The organism is Corynebacterium qintianiae (assembly GCF_011038645.2).
GTDB lineage: Bacteria > Actinomycetota > Actinomycetes > Mycobacteriales > Mycobacteriaceae > Corynebacterium > Corynebacterium qintianiae.
Window position 1 is genome coordinate 1,366,114 of sequence record NZ_CP064955.1, and the last position, 24,241, is coordinate 1,390,354.

Sequence of the window (24,241 nt, forward strand, 5' to 3'; positions counted from 1 at the left end):
CAAATTATCAACCCGCACGGTTTATCAATTTATCAATCAGGTAAACTTACCCACATGCCCAACCCCTTCCGCCCCACCTTCGGAGCCAGCCCCCGCGTCTGGGCCGGCCGCGAGGCCGTCATCGACGAATTCCACCGCGCTCTGAAAAACGGCCCCGGTGACCCGCACCGCAGCGTCATCATTTCCGGTTCCAGGGGAATCGGCAAGACAGTGCTGCTCACCGAGCTGGAGGACGAGGCAAAGCGGCAGGGCTGGATCGTGGTCCGGGCGTCCGGGCGCGAAGGTATGGCCGAGACCCTGACGAACTCCGCGATCCCAGAGGCGATCGAGCGGCTCGATCCCGAATCAGACCGCAAGCTGACCGGCTTCAACATCGCCGGCCTGGGCGGGGTGAGAAGCGAGCTGACCGAGAAGGACTCAACCCCGCGTCTGGTCACGCGGCTGCACGAGCTGCTGGGCAAGCTCCACGGCACGGGCGTGCTCCTGACCATCGACGAGGTCCAAGACGCGAACCCGGACGAGCTCACCCAGATCGCGGTGGCCTACCAAGACCTGGTTCGCGACGACGCCGAGATCGCGCTCGCCATGGCCGGCCTGACCCAGGGCGTCAACAAACTGCTCGACCTGCCCGGCGCGACGTTCCTGCGCCGCGCGCGCCACTACGAGCTCGGACCGCTCACTCTCGACAGCGCCACCACCACCCTGCTGCAGACGGCCGGAGACGCGGGTCGCGTGTTCGAACTCGACGCGGCCCAGGCCGCGAGCCGCATCACGCAGGGCTACCCCTACCTGGTGCAGCTCGTCGGTTACCTCGCATGGGAGGAGGCGGACGGGCCAATCACGCTCGACGCGGTCGAGGCGGTGCGCGGCGAGGCCATTGCCAGGCTGGGCACGCAGGTCCACCAGCCCTCGCTTCGCGACGTCCCCCCGCGCCAGCGCGAATACCTCGACGCCATGGCGCACATCGAGGCTCAGACGGGCCGCGCCCAGATCACGTCGAAGGATTTGGGGGTGGCGTTGGACAGGCCGTCGACAAGCTTGTCTGATACCCGGGGGAAGCTGATCGAGCGCGACCTGATTGTGCCGGCCGGGTGGGGCGAAGTTGAGTTCGCGCAGCCGTATCTGGGCGAGTACCTGCGCAACCAGCAGAAACCGCGGCGCATCAGCTAGCGCGCAGCACTGTGAACTTGTCGTTGCGCGCGGCCTGGGAGACGCGGGCGAATCGCTTCTCGACGTCCCCGCGGTAGCGCAGGTGCGAGTTGTGCACGAGGTAGAGGGTGCCGCCGGGGGCGAGCAGGCGCGCGGCGGCGTCGAGAAGGTGCTGGACGAGTGTGGAGTCGACGGTGGTGCCGTCGTGGAACGGCGGGTTCAGCGCGATGGTGTCGAAGGAGGCGTCCGGGAACTGCGAGCCCGCGTCGTCCCAGGTGCAGTTCAGACCCAGGGCGCGGGCGGAGAGCACAGCGTCAGCGTCTGAGTCGGTCGCCGTGATGTCCCCGGTCAGCGCGCGGGAAACGGAGCCGTTGCCGCAACCAAGGTCGAGGAAGCGGCCCAGCGCGGCGGGAAGCGTAGCGCGTAGCAGTTCTCCGCCGAAGTCGGGCTTGGCGCCCGAGAACACACCACCGACCGCGACAAGCCCGTTCGACTCCACCGGGGTGTAGTTAACCGCGCGTGGCTCGGTGGCGACGAGGCAGCGGAACTTTCCGCGGCCCAGCGACGCGGCGACGTCGGTGAAGGACTCCCCCAGCACGGCGTTCGTGGACCGCGTGAGGTGCTTGTTGTTCGCCCCGAGGACCAGCGTTGCCGAGGAGTACCCGGCCCCCGCGATGGAGCGCGCGAGGTAGTCGAGCCGGCCCAGGGACTTCGGCATCTCGCCGACGGCGACGGCTGAGCCGGAGGACCCGGCGAGGAACTCGTCGAGGCGGGTGTCCCCCGCAATGCGGGCCCCGGCGTCCCGGGCGGCCATGCTGCGGTGGTAGTCACCGTCTAGGAAGAGGACGGGTTTGCCGGTCGCAAGAGCTGCGGAGAGCAGGTCGCCGGTGGGGTCGTCGCACACCAGGATTACATCGGCGTCCAATGACGCGACGGACAGGATTAGGCTATCGAGCGCGCGCAAGGCCGGCCACCTCCCCGATGACGTAGACGGCGGGGGCGGCGACGTGGTTGGCGTCCATCACGTCCGCCAGCTCCCCTACGGTGCAATAGAACGCGCGCTGCGCGGCGGTCTCGCCCTCCTGGATCACAGCGGCGGGGGTGTCCGGGGCAAGGTCCGCGGCGACCAGCGCCTGCGTGATGGCGCCGGCGTTGCGCACCCCCATGATCACCACGATCGTCCCGCCCACGCGCGCCAGCGCCGGCCAGTCCACCAGTGACGAGGGGTGTGACGGCGGCAGGTGCCCCGAGACAACCGTGAACGCGTGCGTCATCCCCCGTTGAGTCACCGGGATGCCCGCGGCTGCGGGAACGGAGATAGCGCTGGTCACGCCCGGCACGACCGAGCACGGCACACCGGCTGTCGCACACGCAGAGACCTCCTCGAAGCCGCGGCCGAACACGTACGGGTCACCGCCTTTGAGGCGGACCACGTTCCGGCCAGCCAGCGCGTGCTCAACCAGAAGCTCGTTGATGCGCTCCTGCGCGACTTGTTTGCCGTAGGGCAGCTTGGAGACGTCGATAAGCTCCTTGCCCGACACGTCGAGAAACTCGTCCAGCTGCGCAGCTGGCCCGAGGTGGTCGGTGAGGATGACGTCCGCGGCTTCAAGCGCACGCAACCCCCGGATGGTCAGCAGGTCCCAGTCGCCCGGGCCGCCGCCGACGAGGGTGACTTCTCCTGTGCTCATGGCCACCAAGTCTAGGGTGGAGTCATGTCAGCCCCTACGCTTGCCCACACGTTCGCCGAGAAACTTCCCGAGATGGCCGTCGAGGCGCGCGCCGCCGACTTCGCCGCGCCGAGGCTGGTCGTGCTCAACGAACCGCTGGCACGCGAGCTCGGCCTCGACCCCGATTGGCTGCGCACCGACGACGGTGTGGCCTGGCTCGCTGGTGCTGCCGGAGGGCACGCCACTGCCTACGCGGGCCACCAGTTCGGCCAGTTCGTGCCTCTGCTGGGCGACGGCCGCGCGCTCCTGCTCGGCGACCTCGGCGGTCGCGAGATCCAGCTGAAGGGCTCCGGACCCACCCCGTTTTCCCGTCCCGGTTCCGACGGGTTCGGCGCGATCGGCCCGATGCTGCGCGAATACCTCGTATGCGAGTTCATGCAAGCTGTCGGCATCCCCACCACCCGCTCCCTGGCCGTGCTCGACACCGGCGAGCGGGTCCTGCGCCAGCAGGGTTACGTCCCCGGCGGGATTGTCGTCCGCGTCGCCGCCTCGCACCTGCGGGTCGGTTCTGTGCAGTACGCGGCCACGCAATCTGAAGATCTGATCGCCGCGGTCGTCGAAGCGGCGGGCTTTGCGACGCCCCTCCGCATGCTCTCGGAGGTCATGGACCGCCAGCTTGAACTGGTGGTGCGGTGGATGCGAATCGGATTCGTCCACGGTGTGATGAACACGGACAACACGGCACTGTCGGGCGAGACGATCGACTACGGCCCGTGCGCGTTCACCGAGCGCTTCGTCGGCAGCGCACGGTTTTCTTCCATCGACTCAGCCGGCCGCTACGCCTTCGGCAACCAGCCCAACATCATCGCCTGGAACCTCACGCGCCTCGCCGAGGCGCTACTGCCGCTGACGGGAGAAGACAGCGCCCGCGAGGTGCTCGGCAACATTCAAAACCGGTGGGATTACTACTGGGAGATGCATTTCGCGGGCGTCGATAAGCAGTTGGCGACCGCCACCGACATCACCACTTTCAACAGGCAGCACAGCGAGGGCCCAATCTTCATCCCTCGCAACCAGATGCTGCAGCGCGCCATCACCGACGCCGAGCGCGACGGCGACTACAACCGCTACTTTGAGCTCCTAAACGCAGTAACCGACCCCTTCAACCCCGAGGCGGGCCCATGGTGGATGAAGGGGTCGGAAGGTGATGATCCGTTCATCACCTACTGCGGAACGTAAGCGCTAGTTCTCCTCGAGCTGAAGCGCCTTCTGCGTGTGCTCCCACTGGGACTGGTATGCGGCAGCGTCGCGCTTGAGGGAGGTGCCGTAGGTCGGGAACATCTCGTGGAGCTGGTCAGCCCAGTCGATCATGTGCTCGCCGAAGCAGCGCTCGAGGAGCTCGAGCATTGCAGCTGGGGTGATCGACGCGCCTGGGGAGGCGCCGAGGATGCCGGCGATTGTTCCGTCCTGGTCATTGACCAGCGCGGTACCGAACTCAAGGGAACCGAATGCCGGGGCACCCGCGGGCTTGATCACCTGCACGCGCTGGCCGGCGACGACGGTGTCCCAGTCCTTCCCATCGGCGGCCGGGAAGTACTCGCGCAGCACCTCGAGGCGGCCGTCGAAGTCCTTGAACACCTCCTCGACCAAGTACTTGACCAGACCGACGTTGGTGGCGGCGACACCCAGGTAAGACGGGATGTTGTCCGGGCGGATCGACTTGAACAGGTCGAGGTAGGAACCCTTCTTCAAGAACTTCGGGCTCCAGCCGCCGTACGGGCCGAAGAGCAGGGACTGCTCGCCGTCGATAACGCGCAGGTCGAGGTGCGGCACGGACATCGGCGGGGCTCCCACCTTGGCCTTGCCGTACACCTTGGCCTGGTGCTGCGCAACCAGCTCCGGGTTGGTGGTGCGTAGCCACATACCGGAAATTGGGAAACCAGCGTAACCGCGAACTTCGGGCACGCCGGCCTTGCGCAGCAGGTCAAGGGCGTAACCGCCGGCGCCGACGAAGACGAAGCGGGCGCGGACAACGTGCTTGTCACCAGTGTGGACGTTACGGACGGTGACTTCCCAGAACTTGCCGTTGCGCTTAATGTTCTTGACCTCGTGACCGTAGCGGACCACGGTGCCCTCTTCCTCGGCAGCCTTGAGGAACTGCTTAGTCAAAGAGCCGTAATCGATGTCCGTGCCCGTGTCGGTCCACGAAATGGCGACCGGTTCCGCCTCGAAGTCGCGGCCGTCAGCCATGAGTGGCAGCTTCTCTGTGAACTCGGCCTCGTCGCGGGTGAAGTGCATCTCCGGGAACATGTGGTTCGCAGAGAGAATGTCGTAGCGGCGGCGCAGGTAGTCGATCTGCTCCTCACCCTGCGCGAAAGAGATGTGGGGAACGCGGTTGATGAAGTCGTTCGGGGACGTCAGCACTCCGTGGTCCAGCTGGTGGGACCAGAACTGGCGCGAAAGCTGGAACTTCTCGTTGATCGCCATCGCCTTGGAGACGTCGATCTTGCCGTTCTTCTCAGGCGTGTAGTTCAGCTCGCACAGCGCCGAGTGTCCCGTACCTGCGTTGTTGAGGGGGTAGGACGACTCTTGGGCGGGCCCGTCAAGGCGCTCGTACACAACCTGAGACCAGTTCGGTTCGAGTTGGCGAAGCATCGCACCCAGGGTCGCACTCATGATTCCGGCACCGATGAGCAGGACATCCGTCTCATCGCTAAACCTCTTATTGCCTTGTTCAGACATCCATTCATCCTCTTCGACTAGGGCTTCAGTTGTTGCAGTGGGCGGGCTCGACGCGCTCACACAATTGTTCCCGGCATTTCTGGGCGCCACGTCCGCGCCGACCACAAATCCCGGCTTGACCCACCACCTTACGCTTTCCGGTAGCCCTACCGGTAACGTGGCTCGCCCCTCTTAGTGCTCACGCACGGATGGCCATGAGGGCGAGGCGAACCGCCTACTATCGAGGGCATGGAGAGCAATCCTGGGAAGTTTGACAATCTGGAGTGGTCCGAGGATCTCCTCGGCGCCGGTTACGAATCCACTACCTTGCAGTTCGGTGACGGTCAGGCGGTCCTCGTCCGCGCGCTGCCCGACGAGCCGACCGGCAAACCCGCGCTACTGTGGGTGCACGGCATGTCCGACTACTTCTTCCAGACACACGTTGCCGAGCACTTCGTGCAACAGGGGTTTCCGTTTTATGCCCTCGATCTCCGCGGCTGCGGCCGCGCGCGCACAGGTGACGAACGGTGGCACTACGCCACTGATCTGAGCCAGTATTTCCCGGAGATCACGCTCGCTACCGAGTTGCTCACTTCCCGGCACGGTTCCGTTATCCCGTTCGCTCACTCCACCGGGGGACTCATCATTGCACTTTGGGCCGACGACGTCCGCCGGAATGACCCGGCAGCCCACGCGAAGATTGCCGGGATCATTCTCAACAGCCCCTGGCTGGACATGCAGTACCCGCGTCTCGCGGTGGCGGTCATGCGCCCGGTGGTGAATTTCCTGGGCAAGCGGCTGCCTTCGATCCTGCTGCCGAACGCCGGGGGCGGCACCTACGGCGAGTCAATTTCCGCCACCGCCCACGGCGAGTGGGCCTTCGACACCACCATGAAGCCGGTTGAGGGCCACCCCAAGTATCTGGGCTGGCTGCGAGCAATCTTCGAGGGCCACAAGCGCATCCACACCGGCGTCAACACCGGTGTACCCATGCTCACACTTGTGTCGTCGCATTCATACCTGAGCAAGCCTTACTCCCCCGCCGCCGACACGGCAGACACCGTCCTCGACGTAGCTCAGATCCGGCGCTGGGCGCCTACTCTGAGCCCGGACAGTACCGTGGGGGTCATCGACGGTGCCCGCCACGACGTGTTCCTCTCAGAGCGCCATGCCCGCGAAGCCGCCTTCGCTGCGGCGGATACGTGGCTGGGTGACCTCCGCACGAAAACCGAAGAGGAGAATTGATGGCTGCCAATTACACCGCGGACGCCCACTACGACCTGATTATCATCGGCGCCGGATCGGGCAACTCGATCCCGACCCCCGACTTCGACAACTGGTCCATCGCCATCATCGAGGAAGGCAGGTTCGGCGGCACATGCATGAACGTGGGTTGTATCCCGACGAAGATGTTCGTGCTTGCTGCTGACACCGCGTTCGACGCCGCGAATTCGGAGCGACTGGGACTGTACACCGAGTTCAGGAGCGCGAACTGGCAGGCGATAAAGGAGCGAATCTTCACCAACCGCATCGACCTCATCGCCGCGGGCGGTGAGGAGTATCGCCGCAGCGAAGCCAGCCGCAATGTAGAGGTATACGACCGGCACGCGTCCTTTATCGCCCCGAAGACCCTGAAAACCGGCCAGGGCGGCGAGGAGAAAGTTATCACCGGTGACACCATCATCATCGCCGCCGGTGCCCGCCCTTTCGTGCCCGACTGGGCCGCCGATGTCCCCGTACACACCAGCGACGACATCATGCGTCTCGAGCACCAGCCGGAGAGCCTGACAATCGTCGGCGGCGGCTTCATTGCCATGGAGTTCGCGCACATTTTCAACTCACTGGGCACGAAGGTGCGTATCGTCAACCGCTCTCCCTTCCTGCGCGCTCTCGACGCGGACATCACCGCGGCATTCAACAGGATCGCGGACGACACCTACGAGGTGCACAAGGGGCGGACCGTGGTCAAAGCCGAGGGTGATGACAGCTCGGCCACGCTCACGCTTGACGACGGCTCCACCGTCACGTCTGAGAAGCTCCTCATCGCCACGGGCCGCGTGCCGAATGGTGATCAGCTCAACCTGGGCGCGGCAGGCGTTGAAACGAACGGGACGCAGGTCGCCGTGGACGAGTTCGGCCGCACCTCGGCCGAGGGCGTGTGGGCGCTGGGTGACATTTCCTCGCCGTTCCAGCTCAAGCACGTCGCTAACGCGGAGACCCGCGCGGTCCGCCACAACATCCTCCACCCGGACGACATGGTTGCGATGCCGCACCAGAACGTGCCGTTTGCAGTGTTCACCCACCCACAGATAGCCACGGTGGGACTCACGCAACAGGAAGCGGTCGACGCGGGGTTCGACGTGACAGCGAAGATCCAGAATTACGGCGACGTGGCATACGGATGGGGACTCGAGGATTCCACCGGCATTGTGAAGCTAGTTGCAGACCGCTCAACTGGCAAACTGTTGGGGGCCCATTATATGGGTCCGCAGGCATCCACGCTCATCCAGCAGATGATCACGGTCCTCGCGCACGGTATTGACTTGCGCACGATGCCGCGCGGACAGTATTGGATTCACCCCGCACTACCTGAGGTGACGGAAAACGCGATTCTCGGCCTGGATCTCAAGTTCCCTGAAGTCTAGTCACCCGAATAGGGGTAGCAAAGGGTGCCATTATTATTCATAAGAGATTGGGGACCTCTAGCCACTTCACCTGCGGGTTGAGACGTGTGTGAGATCCTGTTTGAGAACCGCAACTCGGATTGTAGCTTCCTGCTAATGATATCGAATTTATCTTATGCGTCCCTGATAAATATCCGTTAAGGTTCATCACGACACCGGGACGGAGTCCACAGGCTCGCGTTCGGTTTCGGCCCCACCGGCCGGTAGCGGCAACGTTTTCGCCCCGAGTTGTCTCGACAGGAACTATCAGAAAAGGATTTCGTTTCATGCGTAATTTCCGCAAGGCAGCACTCGCCGGCGCAACCGCCGCTGCGATCGCATTCGGCACCACCGCCGTGGCAACCGCACAGACCGAAACGGCGACCCCGGCCGCCACCACCACCGCCACCCCAATCAAGGAAGTCGAGCGCCCCGACACCAAGGCCACTGGTGGTTCCTCGACCAAACTTGGTCACGACCTAGAAGCATGGACGGTTGATGAGGACGGCAATGTCGTCGCCAATGGTGCAGACGGTCGCGCTCTCTTCGGCTCTTCCGACAACGCCCAGGGTGTCCCTTCTTTCGAGTCCCAGCCCGCGTGGGCTAAGGCGTTCTTCGGAGTCTCAATCTTCGCCGCCGTTTCCGCCCTCATCGGCCTCGTTGTCGGCCCGGCGTACAACTTCGTCGTCTTCGGTCCGTTCTGAACCGCGGATTTCCGCTAAACTCCCCACACCTCCAGAAAGAAGGACAATCAATGCGCAATCTCCGCACCGCAGCCATCGCCACCGCGACGGCAATGACCGTCACCCTCGGTGGCGTCGCCGCCGCTTCCGCAAAGGACGCAGCAACCACCACCGCCGACTCTGTCGTGTTCGCTGGTGAGCAGGACGGCGATAAGGCCTCCAGCGAGGTTTCCTCCGACGGCTTCGCAGGCCTTTCTAGCAACAATGGTTCCTCTAAGTTCTTCGACGATGAGCAGGATCCGTTCTTTGCCACCGACGCCTTCGGCAAAGAGATCGACGTGGCAGCTGTTCCGCAGTGGGCTCGCTACTGGATCGACTCCACCGTCGTTGCTGGCATCGGCGCCCTGATCGGCCTCGTGATCGCGGGCTTCAACTGGGCAGCTTTCAACGGCATCATCAAGATGCCCGCTCTTTAAGTTTCATCCGGGATGTGAATTCCTGCAGTCCTCCCTCTTTCCGAGGGAGGCTTTCCATTTTCTACTGACCCGCGAGATCACTCGGCAGGGTCAGGATCTCATTGCCGTTCTCCGTGATTAGAATGGTGTGCTCGAACTGGGCGGTGAACTTGCCGTCGTTATTCTGCACGGTCCAGCCGTCGTCCCAGACGGTGTACGGCAATTCTCCGAGGTTGATCATTGGCTCGATGGTCAGGGTCATGCCGGGCTGGAGCACATCGCGGTAGGCGTCGGAATCGTAGTGCAGAACGACGAGACCGTTGTGGAAGGTGGTGCCGACACCGTGGCCGGTGAAGTCGGTGACCACGGTGTAGCCGAAGCGTTTGGCGTAGGACTCGATGACGCGGCCGATGACGTTGATCTCGCGGCCAGGCTTGGCGGCCTTGATGCCGCGCATCATGGCTTCCTCGGTGCGCTCCACAAGCAGGCGATGCTCCTCGCTTACGTCACCGGCGAGAAATGTGGCGTTGGTGTCACCGTGGACGCCGTTCTTGTAGGCGGTGACGTCGATATTGACGATATCCCCGTCCTCAATCACGGTGGTGTCCGGGATACCGTGGCAGACAATTTCGTTCAGCGAGACGCAGCAGGATTTCGTGTACCCGCGGTACCCCAGCGTCGATGGGTACGCGCCGTGGTCGAGCATGTACTCGTGCGCAACGCGGTCGATTTCGTCGGTGGTCACGCCGGGGGCCACCGCCGCGCCCGCAGCCTGAAGGGCGTTGGCGGCGATGGCACTCGCCTCACGCATGCGCTCGATGTTCTCGGGAGTCTGGACGTGCGGTTCGCCCACGTTCTCCTGCACGGAGTCCTTCCACGCGTACTCCGGTCGCTCAATCGCATCCGGCACGGTGCGGATCGGAGTGGGTTTGCCTGGGCGGATCATTGCGCGTTGACTCATGCGCACCATGGTAGTCCCCGCCACCGCGGGCTTTTAACCGCCCGCTCCCCTGGCCTCGTCGATGCTACGGAGCATTCGGTCGGTGGCGGCAACGGCGGATTGCGAACCACCGCCTAGAACGATAAGCGTGGCAAACGCAATGTCGTCGTCTGCTCGGTATCCGGTGAACCATGCGTGCGACCCCTGGTTGATCTCAGCCTCACCGGTCTTGCCGCGGATGTCCCCGCCGGCATGCATGCCCGCAGCTGTGCCACCTGGCGCGGTGACGGCCGACATCATCTGCCGCAGCTTGGCGACGGCCTCCGGATCGGGCGCAGCCACGTCCTCAGTCTCGGTTGTTTCACCATCGATGAGGTACGGCACCGGCATGGTCCCGCGCGCGGCGGTGGCGGACACCAGCGCCATTCCGAAGGGGCTGGCGAGGTCGTGGCCCTGGCCGTAACCGGCCTCGGTGCGGTCGAGCGGCTCCTCGCCGACGGGGATCGAACCCGTGATGGTGTCCAGGCCGGGAATTGTCATGTCCACGCCGAGTCCGAATCGCTTACCGACGTCCGCGAGCTGTCCCGGCTCAAGCTTCGTGGAGATATCGGCGAACGTGGTGTTGCACGAGCGGGCGAAGGCTGTTTCCAACGGAACGTTGCCCAGTGCGAACCCGGCGTAGTTGGTGACCACCCTGCCGTAAATGTTCATCGTGCCCGGACACGGAACCGTCGAACCGGGATCTAACCCCTGCAGCTGCAGACCCGCGGCGGCAGTGATGATTTTGAACGTCGAACCCGGAGGGTACTGGCCCATCGTGGCGAGGTTTCCCTCGCGGTCAGCCGCTGGGGTCTGCGCGACGGCGAGTACCCCGCCCGTCGACGGCCGAATGGCCACGATAATCGCCTGTTGCCCCGCCAGCGGCTCGAGCGCCTTCTCGGCGGCTCGCTGCACAGTGTGGTCAAGGCTGATTTTCAGCGCGGGCGACGGCTCCGGATCCTCGCCCGCGATCTGCTCGAGGGCCGCACCGTGCTCGTTGACCACGCTGACGTTCCAGCCGGCCGCGCCCTCGAGATCGTCGCGAACGAGCTCTCCGACACGCGCCATGATGTCCGGGGCGAAGGTCGGGTCCGCGTTGACCATCGCGGCCTCCTCGTTGAGACGTACACCGGCGACGTCATCCAGAGCGTCAGTGAGTCGGGGCTGCGCGGTTGCGGGAACCACCGCGACCGAGTAGGTGCCGGTCGCAGCCGCCAGCTCGTCAGCAAGCTGCACCGCGTCGCGGGTGGGCACGGCGGGGTCGGCGTCGTGGGCGGAAGCCAAAGCTGCGGCGATCCGGTTTGCGGTGTCGCGCTCTGTGGTCATCGCAGCGGTATCGACAAGGATGCGGTGCGCTACACCGGGCGAGAGAAGCTCCGCACCGTCGGAGGACACGACACTTGCCTGCTTCGCAGGCTCGGCACGAAGCTCGAGGTGTTGGTGGGCGCCGAGCCGCGGGTTGAGAACGGAGGGCTGCCAACGCACGGTCCACTCCCCGCCCGTCTGGGTGAGCGTCATCTGGGCGTCGTAGGAGAATGCGCGATCCCGCGGCAGATCCCAGTTCACCGAATACCGGGCGGTCGCGAGGTTTTCTTGCTGGCTAACCTCGGTCAACGTGATGTCTGCTCCCTCGGCCTGGAGTCCCTCCCACGTTGCGCGGATGGAATCGGTTGCGTTGGAGGGGTCGTCGATAAGCGTGGCGAGCTCGCCGTAATCCTGCGCTGCGAGGGCCTCGAGGAACGAGCTCGCGGTGGGCTCGGCATCGTTCGGGCGCGGCGTGCAGGCCACCAACCCAGCGGTGCCTACCGCGAGAGCGGCGATAAGCGGGGCGGCGCGATTCATGCCAAGAAAATAGCAGCGCCGGTGTCAAATCCGGCGCTGCGACGCGGGAGGCGCGAAAGGTCTAGCGGGTGACCTTGACCTCCGCTTTGGTGCCCGCGATCTCCTCGAGCCCCTCCTCCTCGGCGATGCGCATGGCGTGCGCGATGAGCGTCTCCACGATCTTGGACTCGGGCACGGTCTCCACGACCTCGCCCTTGACGAAAATCTGGCCCTTGCCGTTGCCGGACGCGACACCGAGATCGGCGTCGCGCGCCTCACCCGGGCCGTTGACGACGCAGCCCATGACGGCGACGCGCAGCGGGAACTCCATGCCTTCCAAGCCAGCCGTAACTTCCTCCGCAAGCGTGTAGACGTCCACCTGCGCGCGACCGCACGACGGGCAGGACACGATCTCAAGCTTGCGCGGACGCAGGTTCATCGACTGCAGGATCTGGTCGCCGACCTTGATCTCCTCGACGGGGTCCGCAGACAGGGAGACGCGGATAGTGTCACCGATACCCTGGGACAAAAGGGCACCGAACGCCACGGAGGACTTGATGGTGCCCATCATCAGCGGGCCCGCCTCTGTCACGCCGAGGTGCAGCGGATAGTCGGTGACCTCAGCGAGCTGGCGGTACGCCTCTACCATGAGAACCGGGTCCGAGTGCTTCACTGATATGGCGATATCACCGTAGCCGTGCTCCTCGAACAACCCAGCCTCGTAGACGGCCGACTCGACGAGTGCCTCCGGGGTGGCCTTGCCGTACTTCTCCAGGAGTCGCTTGTCCAGGGAACCTCCATTGACGCCGATGCGAATCGGGATGCCCGCGTCCCCGGCCGCCTTGGCGACCTCCTTCACGCGGCCGTCGAACTCCTTTATATTGCCCGGGTTGACGCGCACCGCGGCGCAGCCGGCATCGATCGCCGCGAAAATGTACTTCGGCTGGAAGTGGATGTCAGCGATGACCGGGATCGGGGACTTCGCCGCGATCGCCGGCAATGCCTCCGCATCCACGGTCTTCGGGCACGCGACACGCACGATATCGCAGCCGGAGGTGGCCAGCTGCGCGATCTGCTGCAGGGTGGCGTTGATGTCGTGGGTCTTCGTCGTGGTCATCGACTGCACCGTGATCGGGTGGTCGGAGCCGACCCCGACGTTGCCCACCATCAGCTGGCGGGTGATGCGGCGCGGGGCGAGAGTAGGCGGCGGACCTTCAGGGATACCGAGTCCAATGGGCACGTTCATGGTTGCCCACTCTAGCACCGCTACCCGAAAAGCCTGACCGGGTTGACCACGTCGGCGACCATCACAAACACGCCGACCACCAGCAGCAGGCTGGCCATGAAGTACGTCACTGGCATCAGCTTCTCGTAGTTGACGGGCCCGCCCGGGCCGAGGCCGCGCACACGCCGAAAGGCGTCGCGGATCTTCTCGAAGAAGATGACCGCGATGTGCCCGCCGTCAAGGGGTGGCAGCGGAACGAGGTTGAACAGCGCCAGGAAGATGTTGAGCGAGGCGAGCATCATCCAGAACATCTCCCACATGCTGCGCTCCACCAGCTCCCCGCCAGCCCGGGAGGCCCCGATCACGCTGACGGGGCCGCTGACGTCGCGCTCGGCACCGAAGATGGACGCGACAACACCCGGGATCTTCCCCGGGAACGCGACCAGCCCCTCCGCCGTAGCCCGCATCATCTGGCCCGTGAACCTCAACGAGGCGGGAGCCGCCTCCAGCGGCCCGAACGAGGCCATCGCATCGTTGGTCAGGCCGATTGCACCCGCGGCGAACGTCTGGCCGCTCGTTGGGTCGATGCGTTGCACGGAATCGAGCGCGACCGGGATCGACAATTCCTCCCGTCCGCGGCGCACCTCGAGGTTGACGGTCTCACCGGGGCGCTCCATGACGTAGTCCCGCAGGTCGTAGAAGCTGTCGACGCGCTGCCCGTCGACCGCGATGAGCTCGTCCCCGACATGGACGCCGGCTCGGCCCGCCGGGCCCGTTCCGGTGCAGTCCGCGACGTTTTCGGCGTCGACCTGGTCGGAGGTGCACGACAGCTCCCCCACACGCGGGGTGCGGTCGGCGTACGGGTTTGGAATCGCGGCGAGGACAGCGACGAAGTACGTGATCACAATCGCGATAAGGATGTTGACGACTATCCCGCCCGACATCACGGCCACACGTTGCCACCACGGCTTCTTGTACATGGCCAGCGGGAGCTCCTCCGCGGTGAGCGGGTCGGTGGCGGTCATGCCGGCGATGTCGCAGAACCCGCCGAACGGCAGCGCCGCAAGACCGTACTCCGTGTGGCCGCGCTTGGTGGACCACAACGTCGGGCCGAAGCCGATGAAGTAGCGGCGCACGCGCATACCGAAGACGCGAGCGGTCACCAAGTGACCCGCCTCGTGCAAAGCGATCGACACCGCGATGCCGAGCGCGAAGATGGTGACGCCGAGGATTCCCACTAGATTCCCCCGGCGAGCGCGTCGACGCGGGTGTTCGCGCGTGCGCGGGCCTGCTTTTCGACGCCCACAACGTCCTCGAAAGTCACTCCCCGGCCAACCGGGTAACTGGCGAACTCGGACGCGCTGTCCAAAACGTCGGCGATGACGTCTACGATCTGCGGTAACCGGATGCGCCCGGCGAGAAACGCCGCGGCCGCCTCCTCGTTCGCCGCGTTGTAGACCGCCGGGTAACCGTCGCCGGCCGCCGCAACCTCCCGCGCGAGGCGGACCGCGGGAAACGCGGCGTCGTCAAGCGGCTCGAACGTCCAGCTCATGCAATCGCGGAAATCCAGAGCGGGCTGCGCCCCAGGCACCCGGGAGGGCCACGCCAGGGCGTGGGCGATCGGCAGCTTCATCGACGGCGGGGATGCCTGCGCGATCGTCGCGCCGTCGCCGAAGGTGATCATCGAGTGGATGATGGATTGCGGGTGCACGGTGACGTCGATAAGCGCGGGCTCGACTCCGAACAGCAGCGAAGCCTCGATGAGCTCGAGGCCTTTATTCACCAGCGTCGCGGAGTTGAGCGTGTTCATCTGGCCCATCGACCACGTCGGGTGCGCGGCCGCCTGCTCGGGTGTGACATCCCACATCTGCTCGCGCGACCGGCCGCGGAACGGCCCACCCGAGGCTGTGAGGACAAAACGGGCCACCTCGCCGCGCTCGCCCGCGCGCAGGCACTGCGCCATCGCGGAGTGCTCCGAATCCACCGGCACGATCTGGCCTGGCGCAGCGCGATCCAGCACCATCTCACCGCCCGCGACCAGTGACTCCTTGTTCGCCAGCGCAAGCGTGGCCCCGGTGTCAAGCACCGCCAGCGTCGAGGCCAGGCCCAATGACCCGACCAGTGCGTTGAGCACAGTGTCAGCCCTCTGCGACGCCACGAGTTCGACCGGGCTGGTCAACACGTCGCCACCGAGCGCGGCCGACACCTCCCGCGCGGCCTCGGGCCGGGACACCGCGACCTGGTGCGGCTTCAGACCCAGAACCCGCGCCTGCTTGACGACGTTTGCGGGAACGCTTCCCCCAGCCGCAATGCCCACCACCGCGAACTTGTCCCGGTTCGCCGCCACCACCTCGAGGGCCTGAGTGCCGATGGAGCCGGTCGAACCCAGGATCACAATCTCTTTCACCGCAGACATGGTTAGTCATTGTGGCAAAGAACGCACGTTTTAGGGTATTCAATCGCCAACTCTCACCCTCATGTGAGATGATTGGGGGCAATATCAGCAACGTGTAAGGAGAAAGCTGTGGCCACCCACGCGAAGGATAAGGCACCCCAGGTCTACAACGGCGTTTCCGAGGCGGACGTCCCCTCCGCCAAGTTCGGCTGGAGTGAGCTGAGCTCCGGCGCGATCCAGATCGCAGGCTGGATCTCTGTCGCCTTCCTGGTCGCCTACAATTTCGGCAACCATCAGGGCCATGTCGAGACCATCTGGCTCATCACTCTCGCTGTGCTCATCGCCCTCGGCCTCATCCTCTTCGCGGTGCGCCCGCGCCTCAACCAGGTCCGCACCGTCACCGCCCGCAACAAGCCGGTCGGTTACAAGGAGCGTGACTGGGCCTACGACCAGCGCACCCTTTCCGGCGCCTACGCCGACCTCGAAGACGACCACCTTCGCGCGCTAAACATCGACCCGTCACGCGTGAGCCACCTGCGCGCCGTAAAGAACCCGAACAGCAACATCGTTGCCGTTGAGCGCGAGGTCAGCGTGGTCAAGGACCGCTAGGCCCCGTCAAACTAAAACCGGCGCCCGCGGGGCGCCGGTTTTTTGCTGCCTACAGGAACCCCTGCCGGGCAGCTAACCTGTCTTCTCTTCCGCGGCGAGCTGTCCGCAGGCCGCCGCGATCTCCTGGCCTTTGGTGTCGCGCACGGTGCAGGTGACGCCCTGAGCGATGACGCGACGGACGAACTCGTCCTGCCGGGCGCGCGGGGAAGCGTCCCATTTTGACCCCGGGGTCGGGTTGAGCGGGATCAGGTTGACGTGCACTTTCGAGCCGAGCGCGTCGTGCAGTTTCCTGCCCAGCATGTCTGCGCGGAAGTCATGGTCGTTGATGTCGCGGATCAGCGCATACTCGATGGATACACGGCGGCCGGTCTGATCGGCGTAATACGCGGCCGCGTCCAACACGTCGGCGACGGCGAAGCGGTTGTTCATCGGCACCAGCTCGTCGCGCAGCTCGTCGTCCGGCGTGTGAAGGGAAACGGCGAGGGTGCAGGACAGGCCCTCGTCCGCAAGCCTGCGGATCTGCGGTGCAAGGCCCACCGTGGAGACCGTGACGTTGCGCTGCGAGATGCCGAAGCCGTCCGGTGACGGCTGGGTAATCTGGCGCACCGCCGAGACGACGCGGTTGTAATTCGCCAGCGGCTCCCCCATGCCCATGAACACGATATTGGACAGGCGCGATCCCTCTGCTTGCATGCGCGCGGCGGCCGCGCGTACCTGGTCGACGATTTCTGCCGTGGACAGGTTGCGGTCCAGACCGCCCTGCCCGGTCGCGCAGAACGGGCACGCCATGCCGCAACCGGCCTGCGACGAGATACACAGGGTGGCGCGGTCCGGGTAGCGCATCAGCACGGACTCCAGGAGGATGCCGTCGTGCAGACGCCACAACGTCTTGGTGGTGTCACCCTCATCCGTCTCCAGCGTACGGATCTCCGTCAGCAGCGTCGGAAACAGCGCGTCCTTTACCAGCTGACGCTGGCTCTCCGGGAGGTCCGTCATGGTCAGCGGGTCCGCTTCAAACTTACCGTAGTAATGGCGCGCGATCTGGTCGGCGCGGAACTTCGGCAGGCCGAGTTCCTTGAGCGCCTCGACGCGCTCATCCTTGCCTAGGTCGGCGAAGTGCTTTGGCGGCATCCCCCGCTTGGGTGCCAGCAGCTGGATCTTGGGAAAGTCGCTCATAACGTGCCCCAGTGTCCCACGCCGGGCGGGACTTTACTAATTGGGGCGCACCACGCCACCGCTAGAAGGGGTTCAAGAGGGCTGCGGCGTTGAGCAGGATGTACGTCGCGGACGCCGCGGGTAGCATGCCGTCGAGACGGTCCATGATGCCGCCGTGGCCCGGGAGGAGGTTGGACATGTCCTTGATACCGAGTTCGCGCTTGAACTGGCTTTCCACGAGATCACCCATTGTGGCGCACACGACCAGGGCCGCGCCGAGGGCGATGCCAACCCACCACGGCCCCTTGATCAGGTACGTCACAGCGAGCCCACCGGTCACCACACCGAACGCCAGAGAGCCTGCAAATCCCTCCCACGACTTGCTCGGACTGACCGCCGGTGCCATCGGGTGGGTGCCGAACATGACGCCGGCGACGTAGCCGCCGACGTCGGATGCCACCACGCACAGCATGAAGGTGAGGATGAACATGCTGCCCGCCAGCCCACCCTCGTTGATAATCGAGATCATCGCCGCAAACGAGCCGAACAGGGGAATCCAAACCAGCACAAAAATGCCGACTGCGGTGTCGCGCAGGTAGTTCTCCGGCTTTGAGTCAGCGCCCTTGTGGAACAACCGGTGGTACATCAGCACCAACACGGCGAACGCGAATCCGCCGAGCGCACCACCGGAGGCGAAGGGGAAGGACGCCCACAGGATTACCTGGCCGAGGATAACCAGGAGCGTACGCGGCTGGGCGTATCCCGCCTCGCGCAGTCTGGTGAGAACCTCCCACATGGCCAGGCCCACGGCGACTGCCACCAGCGGATACCACGCCAGCGGTCCGACAAGCAGAGCGATGACGACGAGTGTGCCCAGCACGACACCTGTCGTGATCGCATCACGCAAGTCACGGCCGGCGCTGTTTTTCGGCTTGGGTGTCCGGATCCGGAGGGACGAACCGCTCCTGTGCGGCTGCTGCCCGCTTGTCGACGTCACAAAGTCGGCTTTCTCGTTGATGGGGTTTGTCGGGTGGAGCGGGAAGATCTAAACCTCCATCAGTTCCGCTTCCTTCTTGCATACGAGCTCATCGACCTGGGCAACGTACTGCGCGGTGGTCTTGTCCAAGGTTCCTTCAGCGGTCTTGACCTCGTCCTCGCCCGCATCACCGTCCTTCTGAATCTTCTTCAGAGATTCCATGCCGTGGCGGCGGACGTTGCGGATGGACACCTTGCCCTCCTCACCCTTCTGCTTCGCCTGCTTCACCAGGTCGCGGCGGCGCTCCTCGGTGAGCTGAGGGACGGTGACGCGGATGACTTGGCCGTCGTCGGTGGGGTTGACACCGAGGTCAGAGTTGCGTATTGCATTGAGGATCTCGTTGAGCGTCGACATGTCGAACGGCTTGATCAGCAGCATGCGCGGCTCCGGGACGGAGATGGTGGCCATCTGGTTAATCGGCGTCGGCGCGCCGTAGAAGTCGGCGACGACACCGTTGAACATAGCCGGGTTGGCGCGGCCTGTACGGATGGAGACGAGCTCCTCACGGCTGTGGTCCACAGCCTTGGTCATGCGCTCTTCGGCGTCAAGCAAAACGTCATCGATCATGTCATTCAATCCTTGATTCTTCCTTTTCGACTGTTTGTGCATCCTAATCTACCAGCGCACCCGGCTATCCCCGGCCCCGTCACACCCCGCAGCTGTCGGGGATGGACTTCTCGCCCGCGAAGGATTGTTCGAGGGCGTCGCGCACAGCGTTTGCGTACTTCACCGCGCCTGGCGGATCGGGGTGAATCATGTCTGCGCGCAACACGCTCGGGTCCTCACGCGCTGCCGTGCACCAATCGGCGACGTGCACGTTGTCGTGCTGTCGCGCCGCCTCGAGCACCTCCTCCTGGGCGTCAGGCATATACCAGCGGTCGCCGTACGGAAGCACAATCACCAGGGTTCGGTCCTCCCCGATCCGGTCGATGATCTTGCCCAAAAGCACGGTATCTCCCCCGCCGTCGGAGGGGCCGTTGGTTCCGAACCCGAGGACGACATAGTTGCGCAACAAGCCTGATGCGTCCGTCTCGTCGAGAATCTGCGGCACCGATTCGTAGTGGCGCGAGACTGCCCCGTCCACATAAATGCCCGGGAACTCGGTTCGGAGGGCATCCGAAGAGGCCAGCATCACTGAATCGCCGATGGCGACGATGTTCGTTCCCGTCAATTCGTCGCGGCGGCGTTGCTCCTCGGCCGCCTCCTGCTCCGCTAGCAGCGCGGCATCGCGTTGAGCCTGGAGCTGCGCTTGCTGCTCCTCCTGCACCCGCCGTAGATCCGCTTCCAGGGCCGTCATCGATGGTGCGCTCGCCGCCGCGAGGCTAGCACCAAGCATGGTGGCGACCGAGACTAGGAACACCCCAATTCCGACCAGGGGTCGGCGGGCGTGCGCAGAGAACAGGCGACGTCCCACCTCGACGTACCCTTTCGTCGGAACGGTTCCTCGACGCATCGAAACGACACCTCGGCGAGCACGAGAGACAGGGCGAGAGCAACAAGCCCGGCCAACGCGGCGTCGCTAATCGACGACCGGACGAACACATATACCGGCCAGTGCCACAGGTAGAGCGAGTACGAGACGGCGCCCAGCTTACGCATCGGCCACAGTGTAAACAGCGTCGTTATGACGGGGTTGGACTTGATGGCACCGTGCAACATTGCGATCATGCAGAGCGATGCGCAGAACAACCCACCCTGGTACGCCGCTGGGTTATCACCGCGCAGGCAGGTGATTAGCATCGCAAACCCGACGAGGCCCACGAGCTCCACGGTCGTGGCCGCCCAGCGGCCGGCACCGGTGTGCGGGCGGGGCTGCCAGACGCGCTCGTCGTCACGCGTGCGGATAAGCCACGCGGCGAGCGCAGCACCGAGAAGGAGCCCGAAAGCGTGGGTGTCTGTGCCGTAGTAGACGCGGGTTGGGTCATCACCCGGGGCATAAAGCGCAACCATTCGCGCTAGAGAGGAGACAGCGCCGACCGTGCACGCAACCACGACTATACCCATGCGCCTGACCCCGACAGCCGCCAAAAGTGAAACCAAAACAAGCGGCCAAAGGACGTAGAACTGTTCCTCCACCGACAACGACCAGAAGTGCGCGAAGAGCTCTGGGCCGGCAAAGTACGATTGCGAGGCCGCGATCTGGCCCCAGTTGTTGACGAACAGCAAGCCGGTGAGCACCTGGCGGCCCAAATCGACGGTCACGTCACCCTGGAAGAAGCCAGCCACGGCCGCACACACAAGGAGAACGGTCGCCGCGGCGGGCAGGATTCGGCGAGCCCGCTTCTTCCAAAACGTTTTTAGACTGATCGTCCCCGTCAGCACCTTCTCCCGCAGCATGAGGGATGTGATGAGGAACCCAGAGAGGACGAAGAACATGTCGACTCCGAGGTACCCGCCCACCAAAGTACCGGGAAACAGGTGGAATACGACGACCGATTAAATAGCCAACCCGCGCAGCCCGTCAAGAGCGGGAACACGCGGAATGAGCGCTGGACGCCGCTGAAAAGAGGTAAGCACGAGAAGAGTGCACTTCTCCGTTGAGCGACACTTGGTAATAAAATACTACTTCACGAGTGTGCCAATTCGCTCACCGGCGACGGCGCGCGCAATGTTGCCTTCCTTGAGCAGGTTGAAGACCAGAATGGGCATGTCGTTGTCCATGCACAGGGAGAACGCGGTGGCGTCGGCAACCTTCAACCCCTTTTCAATCACCTCGCGGGGACTGACCTCGCTGTATAGCTTCGCCTCCGGGTTGGTGCGCGGGTCGTCGTCGTACACGCCGTCCACAGCCTTAGCCATGAGGAGCACATCGCAGCCGATCTCCAGCGCGCGCTGGGCCGCTGTGGTGTCGGTGGAGAAATATGGCATGCCCATGCCGGCGCCGAAAATGACCACGCGGCCCTTCTCCAGATGGCGGGCAGCGCGAAGCGGCAGGTAGGGCTCTGCGATCTGCGCCATGTTGATGGCAGTCTGCACACGGCAGTCCACGCCCTTCTGCTGGAGGAAGTCCTGCAGCGCCAGGCAATTCATCACCGTACCGAGCATGCCCATGTAGTCGGAGCGGGCGCGGTCCATGCCCCGCTGCTGCAGCTGGGCGCCACGGAAGAAGTTTCCTCCGCCGATAACGACTGCCACCTCGGCCCCGGTTCGGGCAACCTCCGCGATCTGGACCGCCACACTCTCAACGACATCCGGATCGATGCCGACGTTGCCGCCGCCGAACATCTCACCGCCCAGTTTGAGCATCACTCGCTTGTACCCGCCGTCGCGGGTCGGGGTCGGGGTTGCGTCAGTCACCTTCGTGGCTCCTTAGAACGAGGTTGAGTACCTAGGAATCGGCCATCGACGATCATAGTCGGCGCCTTGCGCGCCAGTGCGCATCGGTTGTGTTGGCCGCAGAGCTCGGGGTTTGGTGGAGCGGGATAGTCAAAGGGGGGAGATCCAAAACGGCACATTTCGGAAGACAGGACGCCCTCCCCTGCTCGGCTCACCGAAATATCCCCAGTTGAGTAACCCGCTTTGGCGTACATAACCCGCGCAATGGAAAAGCCCCGCCGAAGCGGGGCTGGTAGCGCAGGCAATTACGCCTGGCCGACCTCGAAACGGACAAAGTCGGTGATCTCGATTCCGGACTCATCCGCGTACTTCTTCACGGACTTCTTGGAATCGGACAGGGACGGCTGGTCCAACAGGACGACGTCCTTGAAGAAGCCTCCCATGCGACCCTCGACGATCTTGGAGATAGCAGCCTCCGGCTTGCCCTCGTTGCGGGTGATCTCCTCCTGAACAGCGCGCTCCTTCTCGATCACGTCTGCCGGCACGTCCTCCTGCTTGAGGAAGCGCGCCTTCATTGCGGCGATCTGAAGCGCAACCTGGTGCGCTGCCTCGGCGTTGTCACCGGTGTAGGCGACGAGCACGCCGACAGCCGGCGGCAGGTCGGCAGAGCGCTGGTGCAGGTAGACCTCGACGTTGTCGCCTTCGAGGGTGCGAGCGCGGCGCAGCTCGAGCTTCTCGCCGATCTTGGCGGAAAGTCGCTCCAGAACGTCGTGGGCGGTCTCACCGGAGACGTCAGCGTTGGCCAGCTCCTCCTGGGAGTTCGCCTTGGCAGCGGAGGCAGCCTTGGCGATCTCCTGTGCGACGTCCTTGAACTCGGCGTTCTTGGCCACGAAGTCGGTCTCGGAGTTGATCTCGACGATGGTGTTCTCGTGAACGGCGACGAGGCCCTCAAGCGCGTTGCGCTCGGCACGCTTGCCCACGTCCTTCGCACCCTTGATGCGCAGAACCTCGACGGCCTTCTCGTAGTCGCCGTTGGTCTCCTCGAGCGCCTTCTTGCAGTCGAGCATGCCGGAGCCGGTGGCCTCGCGGAGCTTCTTGACATCTGCAGCGGTGTAGTTCGCCATAGCGGGCGATCCTCCTCGTATCGGAACGATTGTCGTACCCGCGCCCCGAGGCGCGGATAAGTAATGAACGGTTTTACAGACTAGCGGACTTCCATGCCGGGGGCATGTCCAGCTGAATGACGCACAAATCCCCGCGCCCGGCTCGCGCCCAGAGCACACCCGTGAGGGGCGCGGACGTGAACGGGACGCGGGGAATCTGCAGTTGTCGCGTCTTTGAAGGCAACCGTGACGGGTGCCCTCATCAGGCGTTATGCCTGGGTGGCACCTTCGGTGCCGGAGACCTGGGAGGGCTGCTGCGCGTCGGCCTGCTCGGCCGCGCGCACTGCGTGCGGCTGCTCGACCGGGGCGACGACCTGCTCCTTGGAAGCCTCGGCTGCCGCGGCTGCTGCTGCTGCGTCGGCTGCGGAGACATCGTCGCTGGAAGCTGCTGCGGCAGCGGCCTCGGAGGCCTCTGCCAGGCGCTTCGCGTCGGTGTCACCAGCGGCCTCGCGCGCTGCGGCGAGCTGGCGCTCCTCGCGCTGCTGCTTGCCCTGGACGACGGCCTCGCTGACAATGCGGGTGAGCAGCTTGACTGCGCGGATGGCGTCGTCGTTGCCCGGGATCGGGAAGTTGACCACGTCCGGGTCGCAGTTGGTGTCCAGCACGGCGACGACCGGGATGCGCAGCTTCTGCGCCTCGGAGATTGCGATGTGCTCCTTGTTGGTGTCCACGATCCAGAGTGCGGAGGGAGCCTTGGTCATGTCGGCGATGCCGCCGAGAACGCGCTCAAGCTTGATGCGCTCACGGTTGAGCATGAGGACTTCCTTCTTGCCGCGGCCGGCGTAGCCCTCTTCGGCAGCGTCCATTGCCTGGAGCTCCTTCATGCGGGCGATGCGCTTGGACACGGTCTGGAAGTTGGTGAGCATGCCACCGAGCCAGCGGTGGGTGACGTACGGCATGCCGACGCGCTCCGCCTCCTCCTGGATGGGCTCCTGCGCCTGCTTCTTGGTGCCGACGAACAGGATGGTGCCGCCGTGTGCGACGGTCTCCTTGACAAACTCGAACGCCTCGTCGATGTAGGTCAGGGTCTGCTGCAGGTCGATGATGTAGATGCCGTTGCGGTCGGTGAAGATGAAGCGGCGCATCTTCGGGTTCCAGCGACGCGTCTGGTGGCCAAAGTGGACACCTGCGTCGAGGAGTTCGCGCATGGTTACAACTGCCATGGGAAGTTCTCCTTCGGAGAGAGATAGTTCGGTTTCTTGACAAGTCTTATGTGGGTTTTTATCCCGCATCCTGGCACCGCA

General features: G+C 64.5%; 23 protein-coding genes. 7 read left to right on the forward strand and 16 right to left on the reverse strand.

Translation table 11 applies throughout. The features are described from left to right. The first annotated feature begins 54 nt into the window (after positions 1–54). On the forward strand, positions 55–1,170 hold the full coding sequence (locus G7Y29_RS06730; RefSeq protein ID WP_165002536.1) for an ATP-binding protein: 1,116 nt from the start codon (positions 55–57) through the stop codon (positions 1,168–1,170). On the opposite strand, the gene G7Y29_RS06735 is transcribed toward G7Y29_RS06730, so the two are convergent. Next, entirely contained in the window at positions 1,163–2,113 is a 951-nt protein-coding gene (locus G7Y29_RS06735) for a class I SAM-dependent methyltransferase (RefSeq protein WP_165002537.1), read from the reverse strand. The genes G7Y29_RS06730 and G7Y29_RS06735 overlap by 8 nt on opposite strands. Beyond that, the gene (gene cobA, locus G7Y29_RS06740) at positions 2,097–2,837 is read right to left on the reverse strand and encodes a uroporphyrinogen-III C-methyltransferase (protein WP_165002538.1); all 741 of its coding nucleotides are present in this window, start codon (positions 2,835–2,837) and stop codon (positions 2,097–2,099) included. Before cobA ends, G7Y29_RS06735 begins: the two co-directional genes overlap by 17 nt. 24 nt (positions 2,838–2,861) lie before the next feature. Between cobA and G7Y29_RS06745 the strand changes: the two genes are divergently transcribed. After that, positions 2,862–4,055 (forward strand): protein adenylyltransferase SelO family protein, encoded by a 1,194-nt coding sequence (locus G7Y29_RS06745; RefSeq protein WP_165002539.1) that lies wholly within the window; start codon positions 2,862–2,864, stop codon positions 4,053–4,055. Positions 4,056–4,058: 3 nt separating this feature from the next. On the opposite strand, the gene mqo is transcribed toward G7Y29_RS06745, so the two are convergent. Beyond that, positions 4,059–5,558: a malate dehydrogenase (quinone) gene (gene mqo / locus G7Y29_RS06750; RefSeq protein ID WP_165002540.1), complete on the reverse strand. Its 1,500-nt coding sequence runs from the start codon at positions 5,556–5,558 to the stop codon at positions 4,059–4,061. A gap of 228 nt (positions 5,559–5,786) precedes the next feature. Between mqo and G7Y29_RS06755 the strand changes: the two genes are divergently transcribed. From G7Y29_RS06755 to G7Y29_RS06770, 4 genes are all read left to right on the forward strand, one after another. After that, positions 5,787–6,782, forward strand: a complete 996-nt coding sequence (locus tag G7Y29_RS06755; RefSeq protein WP_165002541.1) for an alpha/beta hydrolase — start codon at positions 5,787–5,789, stop codon at positions 6,780–6,782. Further along, positions 6,782–8,182, forward strand: a complete 1,401-nt coding sequence (mtr, locus tag G7Y29_RS06760; RefSeq protein ID WP_165002542.1) for a mycothione reductase — start codon at positions 6,782–6,784, stop codon at positions 8,180–8,182. The genes G7Y29_RS06755 and mtr overlap by 1 nt, the downstream gene beginning before the upstream one ends. A 305-nt stretch (positions 8,183–8,487) precedes the next feature. After that, positions 8,488–8,904: a hypothetical protein gene (locus G7Y29_RS06765; RefSeq protein WP_165002543.1), complete on the forward strand. Its 417-nt coding sequence runs from the start codon at positions 8,488–8,490 to the stop codon at positions 8,902–8,904. 50 nt (positions 8,905–8,954) lie between these two features. Next, positions 8,955–9,359, forward strand: coding sequence for a hypothetical protein (locus G7Y29_RS06770; protein WP_165002544.1), 405 nt, complete (start codon positions 8,955–8,957; stop codon positions 9,357–9,359). A 61-nt stretch (positions 9,360–9,420) separates the two neighbouring features. On the opposite strand, the gene map is transcribed toward G7Y29_RS06770, so the two are convergent. From map to dxr, 5 genes are all read right to left on the reverse strand, one after another. Beyond that, positions 9,421–10,308: a type I methionyl aminopeptidase gene (map, locus tag G7Y29_RS06775; protein WP_413228007.1), complete on the reverse strand. Its 888-nt coding sequence runs from the start codon at positions 10,306–10,308 to the stop codon at positions 9,421–9,423. Positions 10,309–10,332: 24 nt separating this feature from the next. Then, positions 10,333–12,159: a penicillin-binding transpeptidase domain-containing protein gene (locus tag G7Y29_RS06780; RefSeq protein WP_165002546.1), complete on the reverse strand. Its 1,827-nt coding sequence runs from the start codon at positions 12,157–12,159 to the stop codon at positions 10,333–10,335. 61 nt (positions 12,160–12,220) lie between these two features. Continuing rightward, positions 12,221–13,384: a flavodoxin-dependent (E)-4-hydroxy-3-methylbut-2-enyl-diphosphate synthase gene (ispG, locus tag G7Y29_RS06785; protein ID WP_165002547.1), complete on the reverse strand. Its 1,164-nt coding sequence runs from the start codon at positions 13,382–13,384 to the stop codon at positions 12,221–12,223. 20 nt (positions 13,385–13,404) lie between these two features. Further along, a complete protein-coding gene (locus G7Y29_RS06790) occupies positions 13,405–14,601 on the reverse strand; it encodes a M50 family metallopeptidase (protein ID WP_165002548.1) in 1,197 nt (398 codons plus the stop codon). After that, positions 14,601–15,779 carry a 1-deoxy-D-xylulose-5-phosphate reductoisomerase gene (dxr, locus tag G7Y29_RS06795; RefSeq protein ID WP_165002549.1) on the reverse strand — a complete coding sequence of 393 codons (1,179 nt, stop codon included), beginning with the start codon at positions 15,777–15,779 and terminating at the stop codon, positions 14,601–14,603. Before dxr ends, G7Y29_RS06790 begins: the two co-directional genes overlap by 1 nt. A gap of 108 nt (positions 15,780–15,887) precedes the next feature. Here dxr and G7Y29_RS06800 point away from each other — a divergent pair, with 108 nt between their 5' ends. Further along, positions 15,888–16,367, forward strand: a complete 480-nt coding sequence (locus G7Y29_RS06800; protein WP_165002550.1) for a DUF2631 domain-containing protein — start codon at positions 15,888–15,890, stop codon at positions 16,365–16,367. A gap of 72 nt (positions 16,368–16,439) precedes the next feature. On the opposite strand, the gene rlmN is transcribed toward G7Y29_RS06800, so the two are convergent. From rlmN to rpsB, 8 genes are all read right to left on the reverse strand, one after another. Further along, positions 16,440–17,543: a dual-specificity RNA methyltransferase RlmN gene (gene rlmN, locus G7Y29_RS06805; RefSeq protein ID WP_165002551.1), complete on the reverse strand. Its 1,104-nt coding sequence runs from the start codon at positions 17,541–17,543 to the stop codon at positions 16,440–16,442. 61 nt (positions 17,544–17,604) lie between these two features. Further along, positions 17,605–18,519: a phosphatidate cytidylyltransferase gene (locus G7Y29_RS06810; RefSeq protein WP_165002552.1), complete on the reverse strand. Its 915-nt coding sequence runs from the start codon at positions 18,517–18,519 to the stop codon at positions 17,605–17,607. 48 nt (positions 18,520–18,567) lie between these two features. Beyond that, the gene (gene frr, locus G7Y29_RS06815; RefSeq protein WP_165002553.1) at positions 18,568–19,125 is read right to left on the reverse strand and encodes a ribosome recycling factor; all 558 of its coding nucleotides are present in this window, start codon (positions 19,123–19,125) and stop codon (positions 18,568–18,570) included. 79 nt (positions 19,126–19,204) lie between these two features. Continuing rightward, positions 19,205–19,894: an SGNH/GDSL hydrolase family protein gene (locus G7Y29_RS06820; protein ID WP_165002554.1), complete on the reverse strand. Its 690-nt coding sequence runs from the start codon at positions 19,892–19,894 to the stop codon at positions 19,205–19,207. A gap of 14 nt (positions 19,895–19,908) precedes the next feature. After that, a complete protein-coding gene (locus G7Y29_RS06825) occupies positions 19,909–20,934 on the reverse strand; it encodes an acyltransferase family protein (RefSeq protein WP_165002555.1) in 1,026 nt (341 codons plus the stop codon). A gap of 186 nt (positions 20,935–21,120) precedes the next feature. Then, on the reverse strand, positions 21,121–21,804 hold the full coding sequence (gene pyrH / locus G7Y29_RS06830; protein ID WP_165002776.1) for a UMP kinase: 684 nt from the start codon (positions 21,802–21,804) through the stop codon (positions 21,121–21,123). Between the two features lie 335 nt (positions 21,805–22,139). Further along, positions 22,140–22,958, reverse strand: a complete 819-nt coding sequence (gene tsf / locus G7Y29_RS06835; protein ID WP_165002556.1) for a translation elongation factor Ts — start codon at positions 22,956–22,958, stop codon at positions 22,140–22,142. Between the two features lie 248 nt (positions 22,959–23,206). Continuing rightward, a complete protein-coding gene (gene rpsB, locus G7Y29_RS06840) occupies positions 23,207–24,160 on the reverse strand; it encodes a 30S ribosomal protein S2 (protein WP_165002557.1) in 954 nt (317 codons plus the stop codon). Positions 24,161–24,241: the final 81 nt, after the last annotated feature.

What these genes read in the sequence shown, in the direction of transcription:
- G7Y29_RS06730 (WP_165002536.1), top strand. Translation starts at nt 55, where the DNA reads ATGCCCAACCCCTTCCGCCCCACCTTCGGAGCCAGCCCCCGCGTCTGG.
- cobA (WP_165002538.1), bottom strand. Translation starts at nt 2,837, where the DNA reads ATGAGCACAGGAGAAGTCACCCTCGTCGGCGGCGGCCCGGGCGACTGG.
- G7Y29_RS06745 (WP_165002539.1), top strand. Translation starts at nt 2,862, where the DNA reads ATGTCAGCCCCTACGCTTGCCCACACGTTCGCCGAGAAACTTCCCGAG.
- mqo (WP_165002540.1), bottom strand. Translation starts at nt 5,558, where the DNA reads ATGTCTGAACAAGGCAATAAGAGGTTTAGCGATGAGACGGATGTCCTG.
- G7Y29_RS06755 (WP_165002541.1), top strand. Translation starts at nt 5,787, where the DNA reads ATGGAGAGCAATCCTGGGAAGTTTGACAATCTGGAGTGGTCCGAGGAT.
- mtr (WP_165002542.1), top strand. Translation starts at nt 6,782, where the DNA reads ATGGCTGCCAATTACACCGCGGACGCCCACTACGACCTGATTATCATC.
- G7Y29_RS06765 (WP_165002543.1), top strand. Translation starts at nt 8,488, where the DNA reads ATGCGTAATTTCCGCAAGGCAGCACTCGCCGGCGCAACCGCCGCTGCG.
- G7Y29_RS06770 (WP_165002544.1), top strand. Translation starts at nt 8,955, where the DNA reads ATGCGCAATCTCCGCACCGCAGCCATCGCCACCGCGACGGCAATGACC.
- map (WP_413228007.1), bottom strand. Translation starts at nt 10,308, where the DNA reads ATGGTGCGCATGAGTCAACGCGCAATGATCCGCCCAGGCAAACCCACT.
- G7Y29_RS06780 (WP_165002546.1), bottom strand. Translation starts at nt 12,159, where the DNA reads ATGAATCGCGCCGCCCCGCTTATCGCCGCTCTCGCGGTAGGCACCGCT.
- ispG (WP_165002547.1), bottom strand. Translation starts at nt 13,384, where the DNA reads ATGAACGTGCCCATTGGACTCGGTATCCCTGAAGGTCCGCCGCCTACT.
- dxr (WP_165002549.1), bottom strand. Translation starts at nt 15,779, where the DNA reads ATGTCTGCGGTGAAAGAGATTGTGATCCTGGGTTCGACCGGCTCCATC.
- rlmN (WP_165002551.1), bottom strand. Translation starts at nt 17,543, where the DNA reads ATGAGCGACTTTCCCAAGATCCAGCTGCTGGCACCCAAGCGGGGGATG.
- frr (WP_165002553.1), bottom strand. Translation starts at nt 19,125, where the DNA reads ATGATCGATGACGTTTTGCTTGACGCCGAAGAGCGCATGACCAAGGCT.
- G7Y29_RS06820 (WP_165002554.1), bottom strand. Translation starts at nt 19,894, where the DNA reads ATGCTTGGTGCTAGCCTCGCGGCGGCGAGCGCACCATCGATGACGGCC.
- G7Y29_RS06825 (WP_165002555.1), bottom strand. Translation starts at nt 20,934, where the DNA reads ATGTTCTTCGTCCTCTCTGGGTTCCTCATCACATCCCTCATGCTGCGG.
- pyrH (WP_165002776.1), bottom strand. Translation starts at nt 21,804, where the DNA reads ATGCTCAAACTGGGCGGTGAGATGTTCGGCGGCGGCAACGTCGGCATC.
- tsf (WP_165002556.1), bottom strand. Translation starts at nt 22,958, where the DNA reads ATGGCGAACTACACCGCTGCAGATGTCAAGAAGCTCCGCGAGGCCACC.
- rpsB (WP_165002557.1), bottom strand. Translation starts at nt 24,160, where the DNA reads ATGGCAGTTGTAACCATGCGCGAACTCCTCGACGCAGGTGTCCACTTT.